Origin of the sequence: Tardiphaga sp. OK245, from assembly GCF_900108575.1 — a bacterium.
Lineage (GTDB): Bacteria > Pseudomonadota > Alphaproteobacteria > Rhizobiales > Xanthobacteraceae > Tardiphaga > Tardiphaga robiniae.
In genome coordinates this window covers 1,032,534-1,054,359 of record NZ_FNWZ01000002.1, presented here as the reverse complement: position 1 = coordinate 1,054,359, position 21,826 = coordinate 1,032,534, and the positions used below count along the sequence as shown (strand labels likewise).

Genomic DNA, 21,826 nt, shown 5'->3' with positions numbered 1-21,826 from the left:
GAAGGATATTTTGCGCTGCAAAAGAGCTAAGTGCCCGCCCGCATCTCGCCCAGGCTCTTCATCAGGATTTCCGCGAAAGTCGCCGCGGCTACCGGTAGCGTGCGACCGCGCAGCTGGCACAGCACCAGATCGGCGGTGGGCACATCGCGGGTATCGATCGGGCGGCCGACCAGCCCCATTCCGAGGTTCCCGGTGGGGGCTCCGATCTCGATCTGGAACGAGATCATGTTGCAGCGGAACACCAGCCCGCGCAGCATCTCGAAGGAGTTTGATTCCGCGAGCATGTTGAGGCGCAGATCGCGCCGGGTCGTGACCTCATCGAGAATCTGGCGACCGCTCAAAGTCCGATCTGGCAGGGCTGCGGGATAATCGACACAATCGGAGAGGCGCAGCATCTTCTTGGCTGCCAGCGGATGATCCGAGCGGGTGATCACCACAAGACGCTGGGGAAGGCTGGCGATGACGCGCAGTGACGGCCACATCGCCGGACGATGCACCAGAGCGAGATCGACGTCGTAAGCCGCCAGCGCGGCCAGCGCGCGCTCGTGATCCATCACCTTGAGGTCGAACACCACTTTCGGATGCTTCTTCTGGAACGCAGCGACGCGCAGCGCCAGAAAATCCAGCGCCAGCGCCTGGCTGCAGGCGATCTGGATCGGACCGCGCCGCAGACCTCTGAGATCCTCGACCTGCGATCTCATCCGGTCGGCATCGGCAATCTGGCTGCGCGCGTAGCGCACGAACATTTCGCCGGCAGTAGTCAGCTTCACGCCCCGTGGCCGGCGCTCGAACAAAGGCGTGCCGATTTCGGCTTCGAGGTCCTGAATGCGCCGGTTCATCGCGGAAGGCGTCAAGTTGAGCAGTTCCGCGGCGCGGCGGATCGAGCCGGTGCGGGCCACTTCGACCACATGGGTCAGCAACCGCAGATGCCTCATTGCCCTCGCCTCTCAAGTGATGCCTTTTTCACACCGGTCACTGGAAAAGATAGCAGCAGATGTGACCACTCGAATAGGTCTATCCTGATTCACACAGGAAGATAGTCGCGAGAGCGACGTCGCCCACCGACCAATCATGTCACGTTTCGCAACAGGAAAGCATCGATGACCGAACGCCGGGCACTTCGTGGATTACTGACGCTCGTATTAGCCTTGGGCGTAGCCGCAGGAACGTTCACTCTTGCCCAGGCTGCCGGGCCAACCAAGATCAAGTTTACCCTCGACTGGAAAATCCAGGGTCTGCATGCGTGGTACTACTGGGCGAAGGCCAAAGGGTACTTCAAAGATGAAAATCTCGACGTAACGATCGATCAGGGCGAAGGCTCGGCGGCGACCGTCACGCGGATCATGTCGGGCGCTTATGATGCCGGCTTCGGCGATATCAACGCCATCATTCAGAACGCCGCCACCAAGCCGGACGATGCACCGGTGATGGTCTACATGATCTACAACAAGACGCCGTTCGCGCTGCTCAGCAAGGCGGATGGACCGATCAAAACTCTCAAGAATCTCGAGGGATCCAAGCTTGCCTCGCCTTCCGGCAGCGCGTCGCTGAAACTACTGCCGCTGCTCGCCAAGCAGAACGGCATCGATTACAGCAAGATCAGCATTCTGCAGGTTTCGCCGGCCTTGCAAGAACAAATGCTGCTGCAGGGCCAGGTGGATTCGATCGCGGTGTTCGCGGCCACCAGCTATCTCAACCTGGTGTCGCTCAAGGTCGATCCCGACAAGGACTTCCGCTGGAATTTTTATTCTGACGCCGGCCTCGACCTTTATTCCAACGGCGTAATGGTGTCGCAGAAGCTGCTGAAGGAACATCCGGAGGCGGTGAAAGGTCTGCTGCGCGCCATTAACCGCTCGATCAAGGAAACCGTCCAGGTACCGGACGCCGCCATCGACCTGCTCGCCACCGAGGAACCACTGATCAAGAAGGATATCGAGAAGCGGCGCCTGACCTACGTTTACAACAACTTCATCAACACGCCAGAGGTCGGGGATCTGGGCCTCGGCGAGCTCGATCAGAAGCGCCTGATTTCAGCGATCTCCACCATCGTCACCTCGTTCGAACTGCCGCGCACACCGAAGCCCGACGACGTGTTCAACAATACGTTCCTGCCGGCCAAGCCCGACCGGATTCCCCCGACCATCGCGCCGTAATGACAACGGCTCGCTCCACCGGCGCGCCGCGTCGCATCACCTGCGCTCATGTGCTTGGCCCGGACGGGCCGATGCCCGGCGCACAGGTGATCGCGCTGCACGACGGCAAGATCCAGTCGATCGCGCTGACAACTGAAGCAGCAGAGCCGATCATGGCGCTGCCCGCTTTGGTCAATGCCCACGACCACGGCCGCGCGGTCCGCACCAGCTCCATCGGCGCCGACGCCAAGCCGCTGGAGTCCTGGATCCACTATCTCGCATTGTTTCCTGCGGTCGATCCCTATGTAGCGGCCTGCGTCGCGTTCGCCAGCAGCGCGCTGGGCGGTGCCGGTATCGTCATGAACCATTACACCCGCGTGCAGGGCTTCACTGATCTGCCGACCGAACTGGCCGAGGTATCGCGCGCGGCACGCGATGTCGGCGTGCGCACCGGCCTCGCCGTGGCAATGAAAGATCGCAATCCTTTGGTCTACGGTCCCTCGGAACCTGTGCTGGCAGCGCTGCCGCCGGACGTTCGGGCGGAGATCGCGCAGCGCTTCACGCGTCCGCCGCTGTCACCGCGCGATTACATGACGCTAGTGGACGAGATTGTCTCCGCCGCCGATGGCCCGACATTCGATGTGCAATATGGTCCCAATGGCGTGCAGTGGTGCAGCGACGCGCTGTTGCAGGCGATCGCCGAAGCCTCGGCACGGACCGGCCGCCGCGTCCACATGCATCTGCTCGAGACCAAGTATCAACGCCAGTGGTGTGACGCCAATTATCCTGGCGGCGTAGTCCGCATGCTGGACGAGATCGGTCTGCTGTCCCCGCGGCTGACGCTGGCACATTGCGTCTGGGCCCGGCCCGATGAACTCGAACTCCTGGCCGAACGGGGCGTCGTCATTTCGGTCAATACCAGCTCCAATCTCCATCTGCATTCGGGTGTGGCTCCCATGACCCGGATGTGGACCGCCGGATGCCGGATCGCCCTCGGCATCGACGGCAAAGCATTCGACGACGACAACGATGCACTGCGCGAGCTCCGACTGTCACATCTGCTTCATGCCGGCAGCGGTTTCGATCAAGTCGCGACCCGCCACCGGGCGCTGCATGAGAGCGTAAGCAACGGCCGCTTCGCCGTCACCAATATCGCCAGCGACGGCGGTCTGCGGGACCGTGCCGATGCGGACATGCTGCTGCTGGACTGGAACGCCCTCAACGACGACGCGCTGCGCAGCGATCTCGACCCGATCAATCTGCTGTTCTCGCGGGCAACCGCGCGCCATATCCGGGAAGTGATCGTCGCCGGCCACACGATCGTGCGCGATGGGCATGTCACCGGGATCGACTTCACGGCCGCGCGGCAGGAGATTCTGACGCAGATGCGCGCCGGCATGCCCTCTTGCCAGAACCTGGCTGGGGCCCTCGCTGCGCTCGACGGCGTGATTGCCGCAAGCCTTTGCGGATGCTGCTGACGCGCCTGCGCCTCGCGGTTCTGCAAGCGCCGGCCTGAACAACGCGTTATCTGGACGATTCCGGTGAGGCCTTTTTTGCACCGCTTAGACAAAAAGATAGCAGCAGATAAGCGCACTCGGATAGGCTTAACTTGTTCCTGAGGGCGGCCGCAGGCAGAGACACCCCACCGGCCGATCGTGTCACTCTTCTCAACAGGAACACACCGATGACCGGACGCCATGCATTTCGTGGATTGCAGACGCTTGCCCTGACACTGATCGTGACGGCCGGATCGTTTGTCGCCGCGCAGGCCGACACCAGGATCAAGATGGTCCTGAACTGGAAGTATGAAGGTCCGCAGGGCATGTTCTTCCTGGCGCAGGATCGCGGCTACTTCAAAGCTGAAGGCCTCGACGTCAGTTTCGACCAGGGTAACGGCTCTGGTGCGGCGGTGCCGCAGGTCGCCAACGGGGCCTATGACATGGGGTTCGGCGACATCAATGCGCTGATCGAACTTGCCGCCAGGAAGCCGGACGAAGCGCCGATCGGCGTCTACCAGATGTACAACCGCCCGCCCTTCACGGTGGCGGTGAAAGCCGACAGCCCAATCAAGACCCCCGCCGATTTCGTTGGACGCAAGCTCGGCGGTGCGGCCAACGACGGCGCGCTGAAGCTATTCCCGGCGCTCTGCGCGGCGACCAAGATCGACTGCACCAAGGTCGAGGTTACCAACATGCAGCCGAATCTGCGCGAACAGATGCTGATGAAGGATCAGGTCGATGGCGTGTTCGGCTACATCACCACCATCCGCTTCAGCGCCAGGCTGATCGGCATCGATCCTGAAAAAGAGATTCGCTTCATCAAGTTCGGGGACTACGGCATGGATCTGTATTCCAACGCCATCATTGTCTCGCGCAAGTTTGCCAAGGAAAACCCTGACGCCGTGAAGGGCTTCCTCAAGGCGCTCAACCGCGGCGTCAAGGATGCCATGGCCGATCCCAAAGCCGCCATCGAGGCGGTGCAGAAGCGCGAACCGCTGATCAAGCCGGACATCGAACGCGCGCGCCTGGAAGCCACGCTGTCCGACGAAATGACTTCGCCGGAAATTTCAAAGATCGGCCATGGCGACATCAGCGACGAGCGCATGAGCAAGGCGATCGATATTCTCGTTAGCGCCAAGGAACTGCCACGCACGCCGAAGGTCGGCGACGTATTCGACCGCAGCTTCATGCCGCCGCTGGCCGATCGCCCAACGGCCATCAAGGCCGCGATGTAACGACGCACCGGCCCCTCACATCATCGCCTCTCAACCGTCATTGCGAGCCCTGGCGAATTGGCGAAGCCAATTCGTTGGGCGAAACAATCCAATCTTCCTGCGCTCATGGCTTCTGGATTGCCGCGTCGCCTTTGCTCCTTGCAATGACGTGGAGGGGCCAGAGCAAACGACCCAAGAAAGACAGCACCATGAAACTCTCCCTCGAAAATCGCGTCGTCATGATCACAGGCCCCGCCAAGGGTATGGGCGCCTCCATCACCCACGCCTTTGCCGAACAAGGCTGCAAGCTGGCGCTGCTGGGCCGCGATACCTCGGCGATCGAGCCGGTTGCCGCCGAGATGAAAGCCAAGGGCGGCGAGGTGATCGTCATTCCCTGCGATCTCACGAAGTCCGAGCAATGCGAGGCCGCGGCGGAGAAAACCAAGGCGGCGTTCGGCGGGCGCATCGACATTCTTGTCAATGTCGCCGGCGGCTCCGGCCCGATCGGCAAAACGGGGGTGCAGACCACGCCAGAGGAATTCGACGAGATCGTCACGCTCAATATGAACGGTTGCTTCCACTCCATGCGCGCGGCGTTGCCGACCATGATCGATCAGCGCTACGGCAAGATCGTCAATGTTGGCGGCACCTTCGGCATGCGCGGCCGCGCCGGCCGGATGGCCTACTCGGCCTCGAAATGGGGTCTGCGCGGCATCACCAAGAGCTTCGCGCTCGAGGTCGGCCCGCACAACATCAACGTCAATTGCGTGGCGCCTGGCATGGTCGATGGCCCGCGCTTTCGCGACAAGGTCTGCCGCGACATGGCGCTGAAGCTCGGCATCACCGAACAGGAAGCCGCCGAGCGTCACGCCATGGACTACGCGCTGCGCCGCGTCACCGTCGATGCCGACGTCGCCAATGCCTGTCTGTTTCTGGCCAGCGACGTCTCGCGCCAGATTACCGGCGTCGACCTGCCGGTCGATGGCGGTTGGGCCATGCTGTGAGCGAGGGGGCTAACATGAGCGACAAGGTCGATCTGGTCATCAATGGCGGCACCATCGTATCGCCCGATGCAAGTTACAGGGCTAGCATCGCCATCAAGGACGGCGTGATCCACGCCATCGGCGCGCCGGAGGCGATGCCGCCGGCGACGCAGATACTCGACGCCACGGGCCTTCATGTTCTGCCCGGCGCCATTGACGTGCACGTGCATTTCCGCGATCCCGGCTATCCGCAGAAGGAAGACTTTGCCAGCGGCACCGCCGCCGCGGCCTTTGGCGGCGTCACCACCGTGTTCGACATGCCCAACACGCTGCCGACCATCAACAATGCGGAAGCGCTGGCCGACAAGCACAAGATCGCTTCTGCCAAGGCCTATGTCGACTACGGGCTCTATGCGGTGCTGGGCGAAGACAGCATCGAACATGTCGACGCGCTGATCGATGGCGGCGTGATCGGCTTCAAGCTCTATATGGGCAACACTTTCGGCCGTATCCCCTCGCCGACCACCGGCGCGATGCTCGAAGCCTTCGAAGTGGTGGCCCCGACCGGCAAGCGCATCTCGCTGCATGCCGAGACCAATTCCATCATGGAGCGCCGCGAAGCACGGCTGCGTGCCAGCGGACGCATCGAACCGATCGCGCACCTGGCAGCACGGCCCGCCGTCGTCGCCGTCGAGGCCGTCGCTCGCGCGGCGATCCTCGCCGAATGGACCGGTGCGCGCATCCACGTGCTGCACATTTCCTCCGCTGCCGAACTGCAGCCGCTGGCCGAAGCCAAGGCGCGGGGTGTCGACATTACCGGCGAGACCTGCCCGCAATATCTGCTGCTGTCGGAGACCGATTACGAAAAATTCGGCGGCGTCGTGCGCGTCAACCCGCCGGTGCGCGAGAAGCCCAACCAGCAGCCGCTGTGGAACGCGCTGATGGATGGCACGATCGACATGATCGCCACCGACCATGCGCCACATGCACCGGACGAGAAGACCCGGCCGGACATCTGGACGGTCGACTGCGGCTTTCCCGGCGTCGAGACCCAGATGCCGCTGATGCTGACCGAGATCAACAAGGGCCGCGCCACCATCAACGACTACGTGCGCTGGAGCGCCGAGAGCCCCGCCAAAATCTGGGGCTTGTATCCACGCAAGGGTACGCTGACGGTGGGGTCCGATGCCGATATTGCCATCGTCGACCTCAAGCGCGAATGGACTGTCGACGACGCGATGATCCAGTCGCGCGCGAAGATTTCGCCGTGGCATGGCCGCAAGGCCTCGGCATTGCCGATCCATACCATCGTGCGCGGCCGCTTCGTGATGAAGGACCGGATCTTGCAAGAGGAAGCCCGCGGCACCGGGCAATCGGTGCATGCGATCCAGCAGATGCCGCCGGCGACGCCGGTCAACACCGACTCGACCATGGCCGCGATCACCTCCGTGCAGAAAGCCTGACCCGATGAACGCACCGCTCGCCCACCCAAAGCCCCGCGCTGTGGACAATGTGATCGAGCTCGAAAAGGTGCGCGTCACCTTCGGCACGGCGAAGAACGCCGTGACCGCGCTGGCCGAGACGTCGCTACGCATAGACAAGGGCGAATTCGTCGCCCTGGTCGGTCCGTCCGGCTGCGGCAAGTCGACGATTCTGAAACTGGTGGCCGGCACGCTGAATGCAACCCAGGGCAACGTGTTCGTTGCCGGCCGCGAAATCGGCGCGGGCGCGGCACGGATCGGCATGGCGTTCCAGAACCCCACGCTGCTGCCGTGGCTGAACATACGCGACAACGTAATGCTGCCACTGAAGATCGTGCCGCCGTTCAAGGAAGCGTTCAGCGCCAAGCGCAAGACCGAATATCGCGACCGCGTCGAGGCCTCTCTGACGCAGGTCGGCCTCGGCGGCTTCGGCGACAAGTTTCCCTGGCAGCTCTCCGGCGGCATGCAGCAGCGTGCCTCGCTGTGCCGCGCGCTGATCCACGATCCCACGCTGCTGCTGCTGGACGAGCCGTTCGGCGCGCTCGATCAGTTCACTCGCGAGGAATTGTGGGAGATCATGCAAAATCTCTGGATCGAAAAGCGGCCGACGGTGCTGCTGGTCACCCACGACCTCAAGGAAGCCGCCTATCTGGCGTCGCGCATCTGCGTGATGCAGGCGCGGCCCGGCCGCATCGTCGATGACAGCGCGGTGCCGTTCGCGCGGCCGCGCACCATCGACGTGTCGTTCGAGCCGGATTTCGTCACGCTGACCCAGCGCCTGCGCCAGCGCATCGTCGCGGCTCGCGCCGTTCAGGAGATCGTGTCATGAGCGAACGCGTCCGCCGCCAGGTCATGTCCACCGCCTGCATCATCGGCTTCTTCGTACTGTGGGAATTGTTGTGCCTGATGTTCCATGTCTCGGACATCGTGCTGCCGCGGCCGAGCCAGGTGCTTGCGACGCTCTGGACGCGCTTCCCCGCGATCTGGCCGCATGCGCTGCAGACGCTGTACACAACCATGGTTGGGTTCGGCTTCGGCATCGCGATCGGCATTCTGCTGGGCATGCTGATCGGCTCGTCGAAGCTGGCCTATGACGTCGCCTATCCGATGCTGGTGGGATTCTCGTCGATCCCGAAAGTCGCGGTGGTGCCGATCTTCGTGCTGTGGTTCGGCGCGGGCACCGTGCCGGCGATCCTCACCGCGATGATCATGTGCATCTTTCCGATCGTCGTGAACGTCGCCACCGGCCTTGCGGCCACAGAGCCCGAATTGCAGGATGTCATGAAGACGCTGCGCGCGACCAAACTGGAAATTCTGTGGAATGTGGGGCTGCCGCGCACCATGCCGTACTTCTTCGCCTCCCTGAAGGTGGCTGCGACGCTGGCTTTCGTCGGCACGGTGATTTCGGAGACCGTGGCCTCCAATCGCGGCATCGGCAATCTGATGATGATCGCGTCGTCCAGCTTCGATGTGCCGCTGGTGTTCGCCGGCCTGTTCATTCTGGCTGCATTGGGCGTCGGTTTGTATATTGTGTTCTCGCTGATCGAGGCGCGCGTCACCGGCTGGGCCGTGCGCAGTGACAGTTTCGCCGCCGGCGGCTGAACACAGGACATTCCATGACGCAGACATTGCTTCCGAGCCCGACGACCGTTCATTGGGGTTATTTCGACGCCACGCTGAAGCCGATCGCCACCATCGATCCCGGCGAGACGGTCACGATCACAAGCGTCAGCGGCACACGCGAGAACCTCCCGACAGAAGCGGGCATGACCATCCGCCCCGAACTTGTCGCCATCCTGGATGCCGTCACGCCAGAACTCGGGCCGCATATCCTCACCGGGCCTGTCGCCGTGCGCGGCGCCCAACGGGGTGACGCATTGCGTGTCGAGATCCTTGATGTCCAGCTCGCGGATGACTGGGGCTACACGCTCTTCAAGCCCGGCATGGGCACGCTGCCCGACGACTTCGACTATTTCCGCCGCGTCCATATCGGACTTGATCGTGCCAGCGGCGCGGTAAAGACCCCATGGGGCATCACGCTAAAGGCGCAACCGTTCTTCGGTGTGATGGGTACCGCGCCGAAACCTGCGGTTGGCCGGGTCAGCACGACCATGCCCTCGCATTTTGGCGGCAATATCGACAACAAGGAGCTCGGCGCAGGCTGTGTTCTCTATCTTCCTGTCTGGGCCGAGGGTGGCCTGTTCTCCTGCGGTGACGGTCACGCCGTGCAGGGTGATGGCGAAGTCTGTGTGACCGCCGTCGAGACCGGCCTCACCGGCACGTTCAAGATCGATCTCGTCAAGAATACGCAGTTGGAGGCACCCTATGCCGAGACGAAGGATCACCTCATCTCGATGGCCTTCGATCCCGATCTCGACGAAGCCGCGCGTATCGCGCTCCGCCGGATGGTGAGCATGATTGTCGCACGCACAACACTGACGCCCGACGATGCCTATATGCTCTGCAGTCTCGCCGCCGATGTCCGCGTCACCCAGCTGGTCAACCTCGACAAGGGCATCCATGTGATGATGCCGCATGCGGTGCTGAACCAGTCGAAGCGCTAAACCGCGCGTTCGGCCGGCTCAAACGCGACCTCTTCGTCGTCGATCTTGTCGACGAAGGTCGCCGGCACGAGACGCTTGCGATTGATGGTGAGATCGAACACGTCGAAGCGATTGTAGTAACCGACCACGTCGTGAAACTGCTTCGGCTCGATGCAGCGGCGCAGGTCGAATTCGGCATAGGCGATGCCCTCCTCGTCCTGCAGCATGTCGCCGAGCACTTCGCCGGTCGGGTCGACGAAGAAGCTGGCGGCGCGCTGCGTGCGATCGATCACATCGACCACATCGGGATCCCGCGCGATCAGGAAGTCGCGCATTGCCTTGTCCATATAACCGGCGGTGACGATGCCGAAAGCCTTGGCCTCGAAGGAATGCGCGCTGGCACGAATGCGATTGGCGGCGACATTGTTGAAATTACCGCCGCTGCTCGGCTTACGCGTCGGCCACATCGGCGGCCAGCTTGAAATGTGGATCTGCTCGGCCTGCGCCATCAGCGTATAGCGTGCCAGCGGATTGGTGTTCTCGCCACAGATGAGATTGCCGACACGGCCCACGGGCGTATCGGCGACACGGAGGCCCGCGCCATCGCCGGCAGCCCAAACCAGCTTCTCATAGAAGGTCGGCACCAGCTTGCGGTGATGATTGAGAATGTTGCCGTCGGGCCCGATCAGAATATTACTGTTCCAGATCAGGCCGACGCTGACCGGCGAGCTCTCGCTGATGCCCATCGAGACGGTCACGCCAAGCGCCCGCGCCTCGTTGCGCAAGGCGGCCATTTCCGGACCTGCAATCGAGACCGACTGTTCGGCCATCGTCACGAACAGATCGTGATTCTCGATCGGCGCCCATAATGCCGCCCAGACCGGAAACGCCGGGATATAGGTTTCAGGAAATGCGATCAGCTGCGCACCCGCGGCCGCAGCCTCGCGAATGATCGAAATCGCCTTCGCCGTGGTGGCCGCGCGATCGAGAAATACCGGCGCAGCATGGACCGCAGCGACTTTAACCTGTGACGACATCGTCATTCTTCCTCTTGCATCGATGCAGCGATGTCTCAGGCTCGTCGGAAGGCCCGGAAACGTCGCTGAACCATGAAGAGGAACCTATCCATTCGGGGTCGCGGGACCACCGGGCATTTCTGCAACCCGGGCTGCACGGACCACTATGCTTCGAGGATCGGCTGGGCCTTGTTGGCGCCTCGCTTCACCACGTCTGATTGCGGGAGTTATCGCCGATGCCGTAGCCATAGCTCGTCGGCGCACTCGCATAGGAATCCATCGGCCGCACCGGCGGAGCAACGGAAGGAACCGTCACGCGGGCTGGAGCATGGACACGTCGCTGCTGTACACGGTGGGCTGCGCTGATGTCGGTGGAGAGCCGGCGATCTCCGATCCAGCGATAGGCCTTGTCGGACGCCGCCGAGCTCTCCGCCATGGAGGTCAACATCACGAAAGCCACGGATGCGGGCACCAGGAGCCACCGCCGGGCCCATTTCATCATCGTCTTGCGCGCAGACATTTGAGCGATCCTTTCATCATGGTTGAGGTAGCGAGATATCTTCGGGTGGAGCGTCGATGCGAACTATTCGTCAAAGGCGGGACGATCATGCAAGCGTCCGTGGCCAGTTTCTGGATACTCCCCGAGCAGCATCACTGCTGTGTTGCGAGTGCGGACATCATCATGTTGTCGCGGCGCCAGGCATTGGGACTGGCCCCGGTCGCGCGGCGAAACTGGCGGCACATGTGGGCCTGATCGGAGAAGCCACAATCGATCGCGATCTCGCAGAGTGACTTGCTGCTGGATGTCATCAGCTCCATCGCACGCGTCAGACGGCGGGAGACGATATAGGCGTGGGGAGACTGGCCAAAGGTGGTCTTGAACGCATTTGAGAAGTAACCGCAACTCAGGCGAGCGAGACTCGCGAGATCCGATACTTGGATCGCCTCATCCAGATTTGAATCAATGTGGCGCTTGATCCGCTCCGCCTGCCAGCGTGCGAGGCCGCCCCTCGCTGGGCTGACGGGCGACGGTTGGGAGGGCGCCTCGAGCAGCGATGCAGCCTGCCTGATGCAGCGAAGAGCCGCACCAACATCCGATCCAATCGCCTGCCGTGCATCTAGCAGGAGCTGGGCGGCCGTCGTAGAACTCGCGTCAGACAATATACCGGCAAACGAGTCAGAATTCTGGGACTGTGAATCGAGCAGCATATCGGTCTCCTTTGGATGGTGAATGCCATCGACATCGCGATGACTTCGACGATCCAAGGATGAGAGATTCCGGCCGCGCTAACCATTCTACGAGGATAGAGATTCAAGAAACGAAGGTAATCCCGCCCTATACCAAGGTTTATCCTGGGCGAGACGCCACCGACTTCAGACGACTTCACCATTCCCTGCAGGACGCACGCCCTGCTTCCTATTTTGCGGCTCAAATGACCAATTCTGATCGGGTGCACCGCCCCTCACAGCTGCCCATGGCCATTGCGACAGCTATCCTTGCTGCAGGTATTTTCGCGTTCGACGCCTTCAGCACATTCGAGATCGCCGTCGCCGCGCTTTATATCGTCGTGCTGCTGATGGCGCTCCGTTTCACCAATGTCACGGGCATCATCTTGATCGCCCTGGGTTGCATCGGCCTGACAATCCTCGGTTATCTGATCGGCCACGCGAACGACCCCAATGAGGGAGCAATGCTGCGCGGCGCCGTCAGCGCGCTCGCCATTGCCATCGCCGCCGTGCTCTGCGTTCAGATCAGGATGTCGGACGCAAGGCTTCGGCAGAGCGAAGAGCGCTATCGCAACATCTTTCAGGGCACGAGTGTTGCCATCTGGGAGCAGGACTTCACGGAAGCGGCCAATGTCTGCGCGCCAATCCTGCAACAAGGCATTCCCCGGTTGCGCGATTACTTCATCGCCAATGAGGGCTTCCTCAAGCATTGCCTGTTTCTGGTGCGGACCCTCGACGCGAATGACGCCGCAAAGCAATTGATCGGCGATCTCGACCAAAAGAACGTTCAGCAGTCCTGGGATGCGGCACTTGAGCCGGAGACTTTGGTCGCCTTTCGCGAAATCCTGCTCGCATTCCTTGCGGGAGAAAGCTCTTTCACGATTGAAGCGGCGATCCGTGCCGTCAATGGCGAGTTGCGTACCACCATCGTCACGGCAACCTTTCCCACCGATCGATCTCGTTCGGTCCTGATCAATTCGCTTGATGTCACCGCCAAGATCGCAGCCGAGCAAGCACTCCAGCAGAGCATTGCAGAACTCACCCGCGTGTCGCGCATCGCGACCTTGGGTGCCTTGACGGCATCGATCGGCCACGAGGTCAATCAGCCACTTGCCGCCGTGGTGACCAATGCGGAGGCCGCCTTGCGCTGGCTGTCGCGGGAGCGGCCCGATCTCGGCGAGACCACGGCCTGTCTTAAGGAAGTCGTGCAGGAGGGGCGCAGGGCCGGCGACATCATTCACCGGCTGAGGTCGCTCGCCGTGAAGGGCGAGTTGGCGCGCGGTCCGGTCGATATCAACGCCATCGTCACGCAGGTACTGGCGATGGTTCAGCGCGATCTGGCACAGCACCAGATTTCAGCAGTCCTCGACCTGACACCCGATCTGCCAACCATCGCCGGCGACGAGGTACAGCTTCAGCAGGTGCTGATGAATCTCGTCAACAACGCCGTCCACGCCATGAAGGCGACCGAGACGAAAGAGCTGAGGGTGTGGTCGGCATTCGACGCGGCACGAGGAATTCTCGTCTCGGTGCGCGATTCAGGATCAGGTATCCCGGACGACCATATGCAACGCCTGTTCGCGCCGTTCTTCACGACAAAGGCCGAGGGGATGGGCATCGGCCTCTCGATCTCCCGATCCATCATTGAGTCGCATCACGGGCGCATCTGGGCGGAACGAAACGAGAGTGGTGGAACCACCTTTCATTTCATGATACCGACAGCCACCGCAGAAGGACCCGGCAGCCTTGCCTAACGACGCAGAAGTACCTTTGGTCGTCGTCGTGGACGACGAAGCCGCCATCCGCACTGCGGTTGGCAGTCTGCTGCGCTCGGTCGGATATGAAGTCAGCTTCGCCTCCTCGGCAGTCGAGCTTCTCGAGAGCGACATTCTCACCAGGGCCAGCTGCCTTGTCCTCGATATTCGGCTGCCTATCGTCAGCGGCCTCGATTTCCAGAAGCGCCTGGCCGATCTCGGCGGCAATACGCCTATCGTCTTCATGACCGGCCATGCCGATGTGCCGATGACGGTGCGCGCCATGAAGGCCGGCGCCGTCGACTTTCTCGCCAAGCCGTTTCGCGATCAGGAAATGCTCGATGCCGTCGCGGGCGCCGTGGAGCGCGACCGCAAGGCGCGGCAAGAGCGCGATGGACTGGCCGATATCAAGGCGCGCTTCGGCACATTGAGCGCACGCGAGCGCGAGGTCATGGAGCTGGCCACCGCAGGATTGCTGAACAAGCAGATCGCCGCAAAGCTGAACCTCAGCGAAATTACGGTTAAGATCCACCGCGGCAAGATGATGAAGAAGATGGATGCAAAATCCTTCGCCTCTCTGGTGCGCATGGCCGAGGCCATCGGCATGAAACCAGCCCCGGGTACCTCCCGATAAACCTCAGTATGATTTCGCTGCACGGCGATATTTGACAATATTCTGGGCGAAACGGCTCAACACTGGGGTCGCTGTCAAAGCCGCCGTGTGGAGATTGCGTTGAACTCTGAACATGCCATTGCCATCATCGACGATTCCTCGTCGGTTCGCCGCGCGCTTGAAAGCCTGCTGCGATCGCTGGGCTTTGTCGTCCTCAGCTTCGAATCCGCCGAAGCGTTTCTGGCCTCGCCCGTGGCCCGCGAGACGTCATGCGTGGTGACCGACGTCGAAATGCCGGGCCTCACCGGCATCGACCTCTATGAGCGCATGCGCTCGGACAAGAACCAGACGCCGGTCATTTTCATCACGGCCAATTCCGAAGAGAAAGTGCGCGCGCGGCTGGGCAGCACGCCCTGCGTCCTCAACAAGCCGTTTGAAGTTGACGAACTTGCGGACTGCATCAACCGGGCTATCGCGACACCATAGCAGCACTGATCTTCCCAAGATCGATGGCACCGATCCCCCAATAGCGATGGGCTCACATGCCCTATATGCCGTCACGCGGCGGTTTTAACGCGCGCGCGTGTCGGATAGTGTGCGCGCACTTACATGGGGGAATGACATGAGCTGGTCCGGAATATTTGCGCGCGTTGTCGCGGTGATCGGTGGCGCGGCGCTGCAGTGGCGCCGCCTGCAGGGCAATACACACGCGCCCGCCTGGGGCAGCGCGCCGGTGGTGCCAGAGGCGAAGCCGCAAGGCGCCATCCCCACATTGAAGATGCCGACTGCCCAGGGATGGGCCGCGGGACAGAAGCCCGAGGTCGCGCCCGGGCTCAAGGTCAATGCCTTTGCCTCCGGCCTAAAACATCCGCGCTGGATCAATGTTTTGCCCAACGGTGACGTCCTCATCGCGGAGGCGACGCAGGTCGCAGGCCCGGTGCGTAACATGTTCGGCTATGCGATGCAGGCGACGATGCGGCGGGCCGCCGCGCTCGGCATCAGCGCCAACCGCATCACGCTGCTGCGCGACCGGGACGGCGACGGCGTCGCCGAGACCAGCCAGACCTTCATGGAGGGGCTGAACCAGCCGTTCGGCATGGCGCTGCTGAACAACACATTCTATGTCGGCAATGTCGATGGCGTGGTGGCCTTCCCTTATGTGGCGGGCGCAGACAGCATCACCGCGCCGGGCAAGAAACTCACCAATTTCAAGTCGGGCGGCCACTGGACGCGGAGCATCCTGCCGAGCCCGGATGGCAGCAAGCTCTATATCGGCGTCGGCTCGCTGAGCAATATCGCCGAGAGTGGCATTGCGGTCGAAGAAGGCCGCGCGGCTGTCTATGAACTAGATATCGCCAGTGGCAAGAGCCGCATCTTCGGCGCCGGCTTGCGCAACCCCGTCGGCCTCGCATGGGAGCCGACGACCGGCGCGCTATGGACCGTGGTCAATGAGCGCGACGGCCTCGGCGACGAGACGCCGCCGGATTATCTGACCTCGGTGCGCGACGGCGGCTTCTATGGCTGGCCCTATTGCTACTGGGGCAAGACGGTGGACGACCGCGTGCCGCAGGATCCGGCGCTGGTCGCCACTGCGATCACGCCCGATTACGCGCTGGGCGGCCACACCGCCTCGCTCGGCCTGTGCTGGCTGCCGGCCGGCACGCTACCGGGATTTCCGGACGGCATGGTCATCGGCCAGCACGGTTCATGGAATCGCAGCACGCTCAGCGGCTACAAGGTCGTCTTCATCCCGTTCGTGAACGGCAAGCCGTCCGGACCGCCACGGGATATCCTGTCTGGCTTCCTCGCGCCCGACGAGAAGGTGTCTTATGGACGCCCTGTCGGCGTCACGCTCACCCCGGACGGCGCGTTGCTGGTGGCCGACGATGTGGGCGACGTCATCTGGCGTGTGACGGGCGCGGCCTAAGACCCGCGGAATAATCCGGCGGGCTTGTGAGGCGCGCGTTAGTCGCGCGCCCCACGCTCCGATCTACTTCATCGTTGGCATCACGAATTCCGGCCCCTGCGCGATGCTCGTCGGCCAGCGGCTGGTGACGGTCTTGAGCCGGGTATAGAAGCGAACGCCTTCCGGTCCGTGCATCGAATGATCGCCGAACAGAGAGGCCTTCCATCCACCGAAGGAATGGAATGCCACGGGCACCGGGATCGGCACATTGATGCCGACCATGCCGACGCGGATGCGATGAGCGAATTCACGCGCGACGTCGCCGTTTTGCGTGAAGATCGCGGTGCCGTTGCCGTATTCGTTGTCGTTGATCATGCGCGCCGCCGTCGCATAGTCCGGTGTCCGCACCACGGCGAGCACCGGCCCGAAGATCTCTTCCTTGTAGATCTTCATGTCCGGCGTCACGTGATCGAACAGCGAACCGCCGATGAAGTAGCCGCCTTCGTTGGACCGGAAATCACGTCCATCGACGACCAACTTGGCACCCTGCTCCACACCTGAATCGACATAGCCGCGAACCTTGTCGAGATGCTGCTGAGTCACCAGCGGGCCCATTTCAGATTCGGCGTTGAAGCCAGATCCGACCTTGAGCGCACGAATCTTCGGCTCAAGCTTCGAGATCAAGGCATCCGCCGTCTTCTCGCCGACCGGCACTGCGACCGAAATCGCCATGCAGCGTTCACCGGCCGAGCCATAGGCCGCTCCCATCAGCGCATCGACCGCCTGGTCGATGTCGGCGTCGGGCATCACGACCATGTGGTTCTTGGCGCCACCGAGTGCCTGGCAACGCTTGCCGGTGCTGGTCGCGGTCGAATAGATGTAGCGGGCAATCGGTGTCGATCCGACGAAGCTGATCGCTGCAACATCGGGATGATGCAGCAGCGCATCGACGGCTTCCTTGTCGCCATGCACGACGTTGAACACGCCGGCCGGCAGACCTGCTTCGGCCAGCCATTCGGCAATCAGAAGCGATGCCGACGGGTCACGCTCGGAGGGCTTGAGTACGAAGGTGTTGCCGCAGGCCAGTGCCACCGGGAACATCCACATCGGCACCATGACCGGAAAGTTGAACGGCGTGATGCCCGCGACCACACCCAGCGCCTGACGGACGCCGTAGCTGTCGACACGCGTGCCGACATTCTCGCTGACTTCGCCCTTCAAGAGCTGCGGAGCACCCACAGCGAATTCGACCACTTCGAGGCCGCGCTGGATTTCGCCCTTGGCGTCCGACAGGGTCTTGCCGTGCTCCGAGGTGATCACCGCCGCGAGATCGTCGATGCGGTCTTCGCAGATGCGCAGGAATTTATTGAGAATACGGGCACGACGCAGCGATGGCGTATCGGCCCAGCTCTCTGCTGCCGCGAGTGCGGCAGCAACCGCGGCACCCACTTCGGACGTGCTGGCGAGGCCCACCTGAGCAGTTTGCTCGCCGGTGGCCGGGTTGAAAACCGGCGATGTCCGGCCGCTACGGCCCGCAACGAGCTGTCCGCCGATATAGTGCTTGATTTCCGAAGCCATCGAACTCTCCTTTGATGCTCCGGCGGTCTTGCGCCGCTTCCCCGGCCCGGACAACGCGAAGTATTGCGGCTTCGATGTGCAGCAAATAGAGTCCAACGATGGATTGGGACAAAGTTCGGATTTTTCTGGAAGTCGCCCGTACTGGCCAGATTCTCGGTGCTGCCAAGCGGCTGAAGCTCAACCACGCAACAGTCGCGCGCCAGCTCACCGCCCTCGAAAAAGACCTGAAGACAAAGCTGCTGAACCGGCAGACGACGGGCTCGTCGCTGACGCCATCGGGAGTTGCGCTGCTCGCCGCCGCCGAGCGCGCTGAGTCCGAACTGCTCAAGGTGGGATCGCAGCTGACATCGGCCGCCGACAAGGTGGCAGGCACAGTGCGGATTGGCGCACCGGACGGGCTCGGCAATTATTTTCTGGCTGACAAGCTTGGCGGCTTTGCCGCAGCCAATCCGGATCTCATCGTCCAGCTCGTGGCCCTGCCGCGCACCTTTTCGCTTGCCAAGCGCGAGGCCGATATCGTGGTGACGCTGGAGCGGCCCGACGAAGGGAAATTGATCTGCACCAAGCTCACCGACTACACGCTGAGCGTCTACGCGTCGGAGGACTATCTGGCCCGGTCGACGCCGATCCGCGAGCCCGGCGATCTCGCCAATCATCTGCTCATTACTTACATCTACGACATCATCTACAGCCGCGCGCTGGACTATGCGTCGACCTTCAGCGAACTGATCACCCGCCGCTTCGAATGCGGTAGCGTGGTCGGCCAGCTTGAAGCAGTTCGTGCGGGCCACGGAGTCGGTATCCTGCATGATTATGCCGCGCAGCTTTATCCCGAGCTGAAGCGCATCCTGCCGGCCAGCCGCTTCACCCGAAGCTACTGGCTCGTGTCACATCCCGATACGCATGACACCAGCCGGGTACGCGAGATCCGCCGCTACATCGTGGCAAGGGTGCGTGAGGCGCGCAGCCAGTTCGTCGTGCAATAGCCGGCGTTACACTCAGCTTGCGGAAACGACTGCGCCGAATTTGGTGAAGAACTCGCCGGCCAGCTTCTTGGCGGTGGAGTCGATCAGACGCCCACCGAGCTGCGCCAGCTTGCCGCCGATCTGGGAATCGACCTCATAGTGCAGGATCGTTTCGTCGTCGCCCGCGGCCTCAAGCCTGATCGCCGCGCCGCCTTTGGCGAAGCCCGCAACGCCGCCGGAGCCCTCACCGGTGATCCTGTAGCCGTTCGGCGGGTCGAGATCACTCAGCGTCACCTTGCCCCCGAAGGTCGCTTTCACTGGTCCGACCTTGATCACGACTGTCGCCGTCATCTCGGTCGGCGAGGTCATGTCCAGCACCTGGCAACCGGGAATGCACTGCTTCAGCACAGCGGGATCGTTGAGTGCGGCCCAAACCTTGTCGCGCGAGGCCGGAACGGTTTGGCTGTCTTTCATCTGCATGGGAGTGACCTGTCTGCAAGCATGCGCGTCAGACCGCGCAATAACGTTCCTGGATTTCCTTGTCGGCAAGCAATGCCGCTGAGCTGCTCTCGTAAACGACCTCGCCCTGGTCCATGATGATTGCGCGATCAGCAAGGCGCAGCGCCCATTCGACATTTTGCTCGACCAGTAACAGCGTGACGCCCTGATCGCGCAGCTTGCGGAACAGCACGCCCATCTCCTCGACCAGCACCGGCATGATGCCCTCCGACGGCTCGTCGAGCAGGATCATCTTGGGCTTGGCGATGGTCGCGCGCGCGATGGCCAGCATCTGCTGCTCGCCGCCGGACATGGTGACGCCTTCCTGATCGAGGCGCTCCTTGAGGCGCGGGAAGCTCTCTGCGATTTCCTCGATGGCTTCGCGCTCGTCGATCTTCCCGCGGCTGGCAACGAGACCAAGCTGGAGATTTTCGCGCACCGTGAGTCCCGGAATGATCCGGCGCTCTTCGGGCACATAAGCAAGGCCGAGCCTGAAACGATCATGGGCGGGCATCGACGTCAGGTCGTTACCGTCGAATGTCATGCCGCCCGTGGTTTTCGACATCAACCCCATGACCGAACGGATCGTGGTGGTCTTGCCGGCGCCGTTACGGCCGACCAGCGCGACGACTTCGCCCTGCGCCACCGAGATCGAGACCCCATGCAGCGTATGGCTGGCGCCGTACCAGGCGTTCAGGTCTTTGGTTTCAAGCATAGCCATCGTTCTGTCCCAGATAGACGCGACGAACCTCGGGGTCCGTCTGAATGTCGTGCGGCGTGCCATCAGCGATCAGCCGGCCATGGTGCAGCACCAGAATCCGGTCGCTGAGGCCGAGGATCATCTTCATCTTGTGTTCAACCAGGAGGATGGTCCGCTCCGCCGCCAGCTTCTCGAGCAGTGCCACCATTTCCTTGGTCTCTTCCGGACCCATGCCCGCGGTCGGCTCGTCCAGCAACAGCACTTCCGGATTGGAGATCAGCGCGATGGCAATCTCCAACGCACGCTGCTGGCCATGGGCTAGAAACTTCGCGGTCTCGTCGCGCTTGGTGACCAGATCGACAGCCTCCAGCGCCGCATCGGCTTTGGCATCCAGCTCCGTGAACTTGTTCCGGTTGGTCCAGATATTGTAGCGCGAGCGACTGGCCTGCGCAGCGACACGCACGTTCTCGTGGACGCTCAGATCGGGAAAGATGTTGGTGATCTGATAGGAGCGCGCGATGCCGCGATGCACGAATTCGTGCTGCTTCGTGCCTTTGAGATCGTCGCCCTTGAAGCGGATCGAGCCGCTGGACGGCGTCAGTACGCCGGACAGCACGTTGAAGAACGTGCTCTTGCCGGCACCGTTGGGGCCGATGATGGAGGTGACGCGGCCCGGCCGGAACTCCGTCGTCACGCCTTGCAGCGCGACGAAGCCGCCGAACCTCACTCCGATATCGTTGACGGCGAGAAGCGGCGCGTTCATCGCATGACCTTTGTGAGAAATGTGCCCCAGATGCCCTTGGGCAGAAACAGCACGAACAGCACGAAGATGGATCCGACGATGATCTGCCAGTGCGAGGTCCACAGCGAGAACATGTCCTCCATCACCAGGAACACCAATGCACCGATGAAGGGGCCGAAGAAGCTGCTGGCGCCGCCCAGCAGAGTCATCATCACGATCATGCCGGAGGACAGGTAGTGCAACGAATCCAGTGGCACGAAGGCCAGATGCAGTGCCGACATGGTGCCACCGAGGGCGCAAATCGTGCCTGACAGTGTGAACGACAACAGCTTGGTGCGCTCGACATTGTAGCCGCAGGTCCGTGCACGACGCTCGTTTTCGCGGATCGCTTCAATGGCGGCGCCGAAAGGTGAATTGAGAATACGCGAGACCAGCCACAGCGCCGCGGCGGCGAACGCCATCAGCACATAGTATTTGTTGACCGGATCGAGGAAGTTAATGTCGAAGCCGAACAGATTGATCTTGTTGACAGTGAAGCCGCGCAGTCCGTTCTCGCCACCTGTCCAGGACGGCGTCTGGAGCGCCACATAATAGACCAGCTGCGCGAGAGCGAGCGTGACCATCGAGAAATAGATGCCGCGCGTTCGCGTCGATAGCGCGCCCATGACGAAGGCCAGCAGCGCACCGCCAATAACGCCCATCAGCACTGCGAGATACCAGGGCACACCGAACTGGCCGATGGCGATGCCGGTGACGTAAGCCCCGGTACCGACAAAGGCCGCATGGCCGAACGACAGCAAACCAGTATAGCCGAATAGCAGATTATAGCCGACGGCGACCGTGCCGTAGATCAGGACGTTCACCGCCAGCGCCTTGGACGGCAGCAGCCAGGGCAACAGGCAGAGCGCGAGGATCGAGAGCGGGACGCGATATTTGATCACGAGCAATTTGAAGCGTGCGGGCTTACGCATGCTT

The 21,826-nt window shown here is 62.1% G+C and carries 22 protein-coding genes; 13 read left to right on the top strand and 9 right to left on the bottom strand.

Annotation, left to right across the window (positions count from 1 at the left end):
• Nucleotides 1-26 precede the first annotated feature (26 nt).
• Nucleotides 27-935 (bottom strand): LysR family transcriptional regulator, encoded by a 909-nt coding sequence (locus BLW80_RS11665; protein ID WP_093758011.1) that lies wholly within the window; start codon nt 933-935, stop codon nt 27-29.
• Between the two features lie 165 nt (nt 936-1,100).
• Between BLW80_RS11665 and BLW80_RS11660 the strand changes: the two genes are divergently transcribed.
• From BLW80_RS11660 to BLW80_RS11625, 8 genes are all read left to right on the top strand, one after another.
• Nucleotides 1,101-2,153 (top strand): ABC transporter substrate-binding protein, encoded by a 1,053-nt coding sequence (locus tag BLW80_RS11660; RefSeq protein ID WP_093758010.1) that lies wholly within the window; start codon nt 1,101-1,103, stop codon nt 2,151-2,153.
• Nucleotides 2,153-3,610, top strand: coding sequence for an amidohydrolase family protein (locus tag BLW80_RS11655; RefSeq protein WP_093758009.1), 1,458 nt, complete (start codon nt 2,153-2,155; stop codon nt 3,608-3,610). Before BLW80_RS11660 ends, BLW80_RS11655 begins: the two co-directional genes overlap by 1 nt.
• Before the next feature lie 206 nt (nt 3,611-3,816).
• A complete protein-coding gene (locus BLW80_RS11650) occupies nt 3,817-4,866 on the top strand; it encodes an ABC transporter substrate-binding protein (protein ID WP_093758008.1) in 1,050 nt (349 codons plus the stop codon).
• Between the two features lie 188 nt (nt 4,867-5,054).
• On the top strand, nt 5,055-5,849 hold the full coding sequence (locus tag BLW80_RS11645) for an SDR family NAD(P)-dependent oxidoreductase (RefSeq protein WP_093758007.1): 795 nt from the start codon (nt 5,055-5,057) through the stop codon (nt 5,847-5,849).
• Between the two features lie 14 nt (nt 5,850-5,863).
• Complete coding sequence (gene allB, locus BLW80_RS11640; protein ID WP_093758006.1) at nt 5,864-7,291, top strand: allantoinase AllB; 1,428 nt, start codon at nt 5,864-5,866, stop codon at nt 7,289-7,291.
• A 4-nt stretch (nt 7,292-7,295) separates the two neighbouring features.
• Nucleotides 7,296-8,138, top strand: a complete 843-nt coding sequence (locus tag BLW80_RS11635; RefSeq protein ID WP_093758005.1) for an ABC transporter ATP-binding protein — start codon at nt 7,296-7,298, stop codon at nt 8,136-8,138.
• Nucleotides 8,135-8,911, top strand: a complete 777-nt coding sequence (locus BLW80_RS11630) for an ABC transporter permease (RefSeq protein WP_068737726.1) — start codon at nt 8,135-8,137, stop codon at nt 8,909-8,911. Before BLW80_RS11635 ends, BLW80_RS11630 begins: the two co-directional genes overlap by 4 nt.
• A 14-nt stretch (nt 8,912-8,925) precedes the next feature.
• A complete protein-coding gene (locus BLW80_RS11625) occupies nt 8,926-9,873 on the top strand; it encodes an acetamidase/formamidase family protein (RefSeq protein WP_093758004.1) in 948 nt (315 codons plus the stop codon).
• Here the strand turns inward: BLW80_RS11625 and BLW80_RS11620 are convergent.
• The 3 genes from BLW80_RS11620 to BLW80_RS11610 form a co-directional block, all read right to left on the bottom strand.
• Entirely contained in the window at nt 9,870-10,889 is a 1,020-nt protein-coding gene (locus tag BLW80_RS11620; protein ID WP_093758235.1) for a carbon-nitrogen hydrolase family protein, read from the bottom strand. The genes BLW80_RS11625 and BLW80_RS11620 overlap by 4 nt on opposite strands.
• 184 nt (nt 10,890-11,073) lie before the next feature.
• The gene (locus tag BLW80_RS11615; RefSeq protein WP_093758003.1) at nt 11,074-11,388 is read right to left on the bottom strand and encodes a hypothetical protein; all 315 of its coding nucleotides are present in this window, start codon (nt 11,386-11,388) and stop codon (nt 11,074-11,076) included.
• A gap of 131 nt (nt 11,389-11,519) precedes the next feature.
• Nucleotides 11,520-12,077 (bottom strand): helix-turn-helix domain-containing protein, encoded by a 558-nt coding sequence (locus tag BLW80_RS11610; protein ID WP_093758002.1) that lies wholly within the window; start codon nt 12,075-12,077, stop codon nt 11,520-11,522.
• Between the two features lie 266 nt (nt 12,078-12,343).
• On the opposite strand from BLW80_RS11610, the gene BLW80_RS11605 reads away from it, so the two are divergent.
• The 4 genes from BLW80_RS11605 (at nt 12,344) to BLW80_RS11590 (ending at nt 16,389) form a co-directional block, all read left to right on the top strand.
• The gene (locus BLW80_RS11605) at nt 12,344-13,849 is read left to right on the top strand and encodes a sensor histidine kinase (protein ID WP_170849638.1); all 1,506 of its coding nucleotides are present in this window, start codon (nt 12,344-12,346) and stop codon (nt 13,847-13,849) included.
• A complete protein-coding gene (locus tag BLW80_RS11600) occupies nt 13,842-14,483 on the top strand; it encodes a response regulator transcription factor (protein ID WP_093758000.1) in 642 nt (213 codons plus the stop codon). The genes BLW80_RS11605 and BLW80_RS11600 overlap by 8 nt, the downstream gene beginning before the upstream one ends.
• A gap of 99 nt (nt 14,484-14,582) precedes the next feature.
• Nucleotides 14,583-14,948, top strand: coding sequence for a response regulator transcription factor (locus tag BLW80_RS11595; protein ID WP_093757999.1), 366 nt, complete (start codon nt 14,583-14,585; stop codon nt 14,946-14,948).
• Between the two features lie 136 nt (nt 14,949-15,084).
• Nucleotides 15,085-16,389, top strand: a complete 1,305-nt coding sequence (locus BLW80_RS11590; RefSeq protein ID WP_093757998.1) for a PQQ-dependent sugar dehydrogenase — start codon at nt 15,085-15,087, stop codon at nt 16,387-16,389.
• A gap of 63 nt (nt 16,390-16,452) precedes the next feature.
• Here BLW80_RS11590 and BLW80_RS11585 read toward each other — a convergent pair whose 3' ends face one another.
• Nucleotides 16,453-17,946, bottom strand: a complete 1,494-nt coding sequence (locus BLW80_RS11585; RefSeq protein WP_093757997.1) for a CoA-acylating methylmalonate-semialdehyde dehydrogenase — start codon at nt 17,944-17,946, stop codon at nt 16,453-16,455.
• 98 nt (nt 17,947-18,044) lie between these two features.
• On the opposite strand from BLW80_RS11585, the gene BLW80_RS11580 reads away from it, so the two are divergent.
• Nucleotides 18,045-18,932, top strand: coding sequence for a LysR family transcriptional regulator (locus tag BLW80_RS11580; RefSeq protein WP_093757996.1), 888 nt, complete (start codon nt 18,045-18,047; stop codon nt 18,930-18,932).
• Nucleotides 18,933-18,944: 12 nt separating this feature from the next.
• On the opposite strand, the gene BLW80_RS11575 is transcribed toward BLW80_RS11580, so the two are convergent.
• The 4 genes from BLW80_RS11575 to BLW80_RS11560 are packed head-to-tail and all read right to left on the bottom strand — an operon-like array spanning nt 18,945 to nt 21,822.
• Nucleotides 18,945-19,391, bottom strand: coding sequence for an SRPBCC family protein (locus BLW80_RS11575; protein ID WP_093757995.1), 447 nt, complete (start codon nt 19,389-19,391; stop codon nt 18,945-18,947).
• Between the two features lie 28 nt (nt 19,392-19,419).
• Nucleotides 19,420-20,124: an ABC transporter ATP-binding protein gene (locus BLW80_RS11570; RefSeq protein WP_093757994.1), complete on the bottom strand. Its 705-nt coding sequence runs from the start codon at nt 20,122-20,124 to the stop codon at nt 19,420-19,422.
• Nucleotides 20,117-20,872: an ABC transporter ATP-binding protein gene (locus BLW80_RS11565; RefSeq protein ID WP_093757993.1), complete on the bottom strand. Its 756-nt coding sequence runs from the start codon at nt 20,870-20,872 to the stop codon at nt 20,117-20,119. The genes BLW80_RS11570 and BLW80_RS11565 overlap by 8 nt, the downstream gene beginning before the upstream one ends.
• Nucleotides 20,869-21,822, bottom strand: a complete 954-nt coding sequence (locus BLW80_RS11560) for a branched-chain amino acid ABC transporter permease (protein ID WP_244528187.1) — start codon at nt 21,820-21,822, stop codon at nt 20,869-20,871. Before BLW80_RS11560 ends, BLW80_RS11565 begins: the two co-directional genes overlap by 4 nt.
• Between the last annotated feature and the right edge of the window lie 4 nt (nt 21,823-21,826).

What these genes read in the sequence shown, in the direction of transcription:
- BLW80_RS11665 (WP_093758011.1), bottom strand. Translation starts at nt 935, where the DNA reads ATGAGGCATCTGCGGTTGCTGACCCATGTGGTCGAAGTGGCCCGCACC.
- BLW80_RS11660 (WP_093758010.1), top strand. Translation starts at nt 1,101, where the DNA reads ATGACCGAACGCCGGGCACTTCGTGGATTACTGACGCTCGTATTAGCC.
- BLW80_RS11655 (WP_093758009.1), top strand. Translation starts at nt 2,153, where the DNA reads ATGACAACGGCTCGCTCCACCGGCGCGCCGCGTCGCATCACCTGCGCT.
- BLW80_RS11650 (WP_093758008.1), top strand. Translation starts at nt 3,817, where the DNA reads ATGACCGGACGCCATGCATTTCGTGGATTGCAGACGCTTGCCCTGACA.
- BLW80_RS11645 (WP_093758007.1), top strand. Translation starts at nt 5,055, where the DNA reads ATGAAACTCTCCCTCGAAAATCGCGTCGTCATGATCACAGGCCCCGCC.
- allB (WP_093758006.1), top strand. Translation starts at nt 5,864, where the DNA reads ATGAGCGACAAGGTCGATCTGGTCATCAATGGCGGCACCATCGTATCG.
- BLW80_RS11635 (WP_093758005.1), top strand. Translation starts at nt 7,296, where the DNA reads ATGAACGCACCGCTCGCCCACCCAAAGCCCCGCGCTGTGGACAATGTG.
- BLW80_RS11630 (WP_068737726.1), top strand. Translation starts at nt 8,135, where the DNA reads ATGAGCGAACGCGTCCGCCGCCAGGTCATGTCCACCGCCTGCATCATC.
- BLW80_RS11625 (WP_093758004.1), top strand. Translation starts at nt 8,926, where the DNA reads ATGACGCAGACATTGCTTCCGAGCCCGACGACCGTTCATTGGGGTTAT.
- BLW80_RS11620 (WP_093758235.1), bottom strand. Translation starts at nt 10,889, where the DNA reads ATGTCGTCACAGGTTAAAGTCGCTGCGGTCCATGCTGCGCCGGTATTT.
- BLW80_RS11615 (WP_093758003.1), bottom strand. Translation starts at nt 11,388, where the DNA reads ATGTCTGCGCGCAAGACGATGATGAAATGGGCCCGGCGGTGGCTCCTG.
- BLW80_RS11610 (WP_093758002.1), bottom strand. Translation starts at nt 12,077, where the DNA reads ATGCTGCTCGATTCACAGTCCCAGAATTCTGACTCGTTTGCCGGTATA.
- BLW80_RS11605 (WP_170849638.1), top strand. Translation starts at nt 12,344, where the DNA reads ATGGCCATTGCGACAGCTATCCTTGCTGCAGGTATTTTCGCGTTCGAC.
- BLW80_RS11590 (WP_093757998.1), top strand. Translation starts at nt 15,085, where the DNA reads ATGAGCTGGTCCGGAATATTTGCGCGCGTTGTCGCGGTGATCGGTGGC.
- BLW80_RS11585 (WP_093757997.1), bottom strand. Translation starts at nt 17,946, where the DNA reads ATGGCTTCGGAAATCAAGCACTATATCGGCGGACAGCTCGTTGCGGGC.
- BLW80_RS11580 (WP_093757996.1), top strand. Translation starts at nt 18,045, where the DNA reads ATGGATTGGGACAAAGTTCGGATTTTTCTGGAAGTCGCCCGTACTGGC.
- BLW80_RS11575 (WP_093757995.1), bottom strand. Translation starts at nt 19,391, where the DNA reads ATGCAGATGAAAGACAGCCAAACCGTTCCGGCCTCGCGCGACAAGGTT.
- BLW80_RS11570 (WP_093757994.1), bottom strand. Translation starts at nt 20,124, where the DNA reads ATGCTTGAAACCAAAGACCTGAACGCCTGGTACGGCGCCAGCCATACG.
- BLW80_RS11565 (WP_093757993.1), bottom strand. Translation starts at nt 20,872, where the DNA reads ATGAACGCGCCGCTTCTCGCCGTCAACGATATCGGAGTGAGGTTCGGC.
- BLW80_RS11560 (WP_244528187.1), bottom strand. Translation starts at nt 21,822, where the DNA reads ATGCGTAAGCCCGCACGCTTCAAATTGCTCGTGATCAAATATCGCGTC.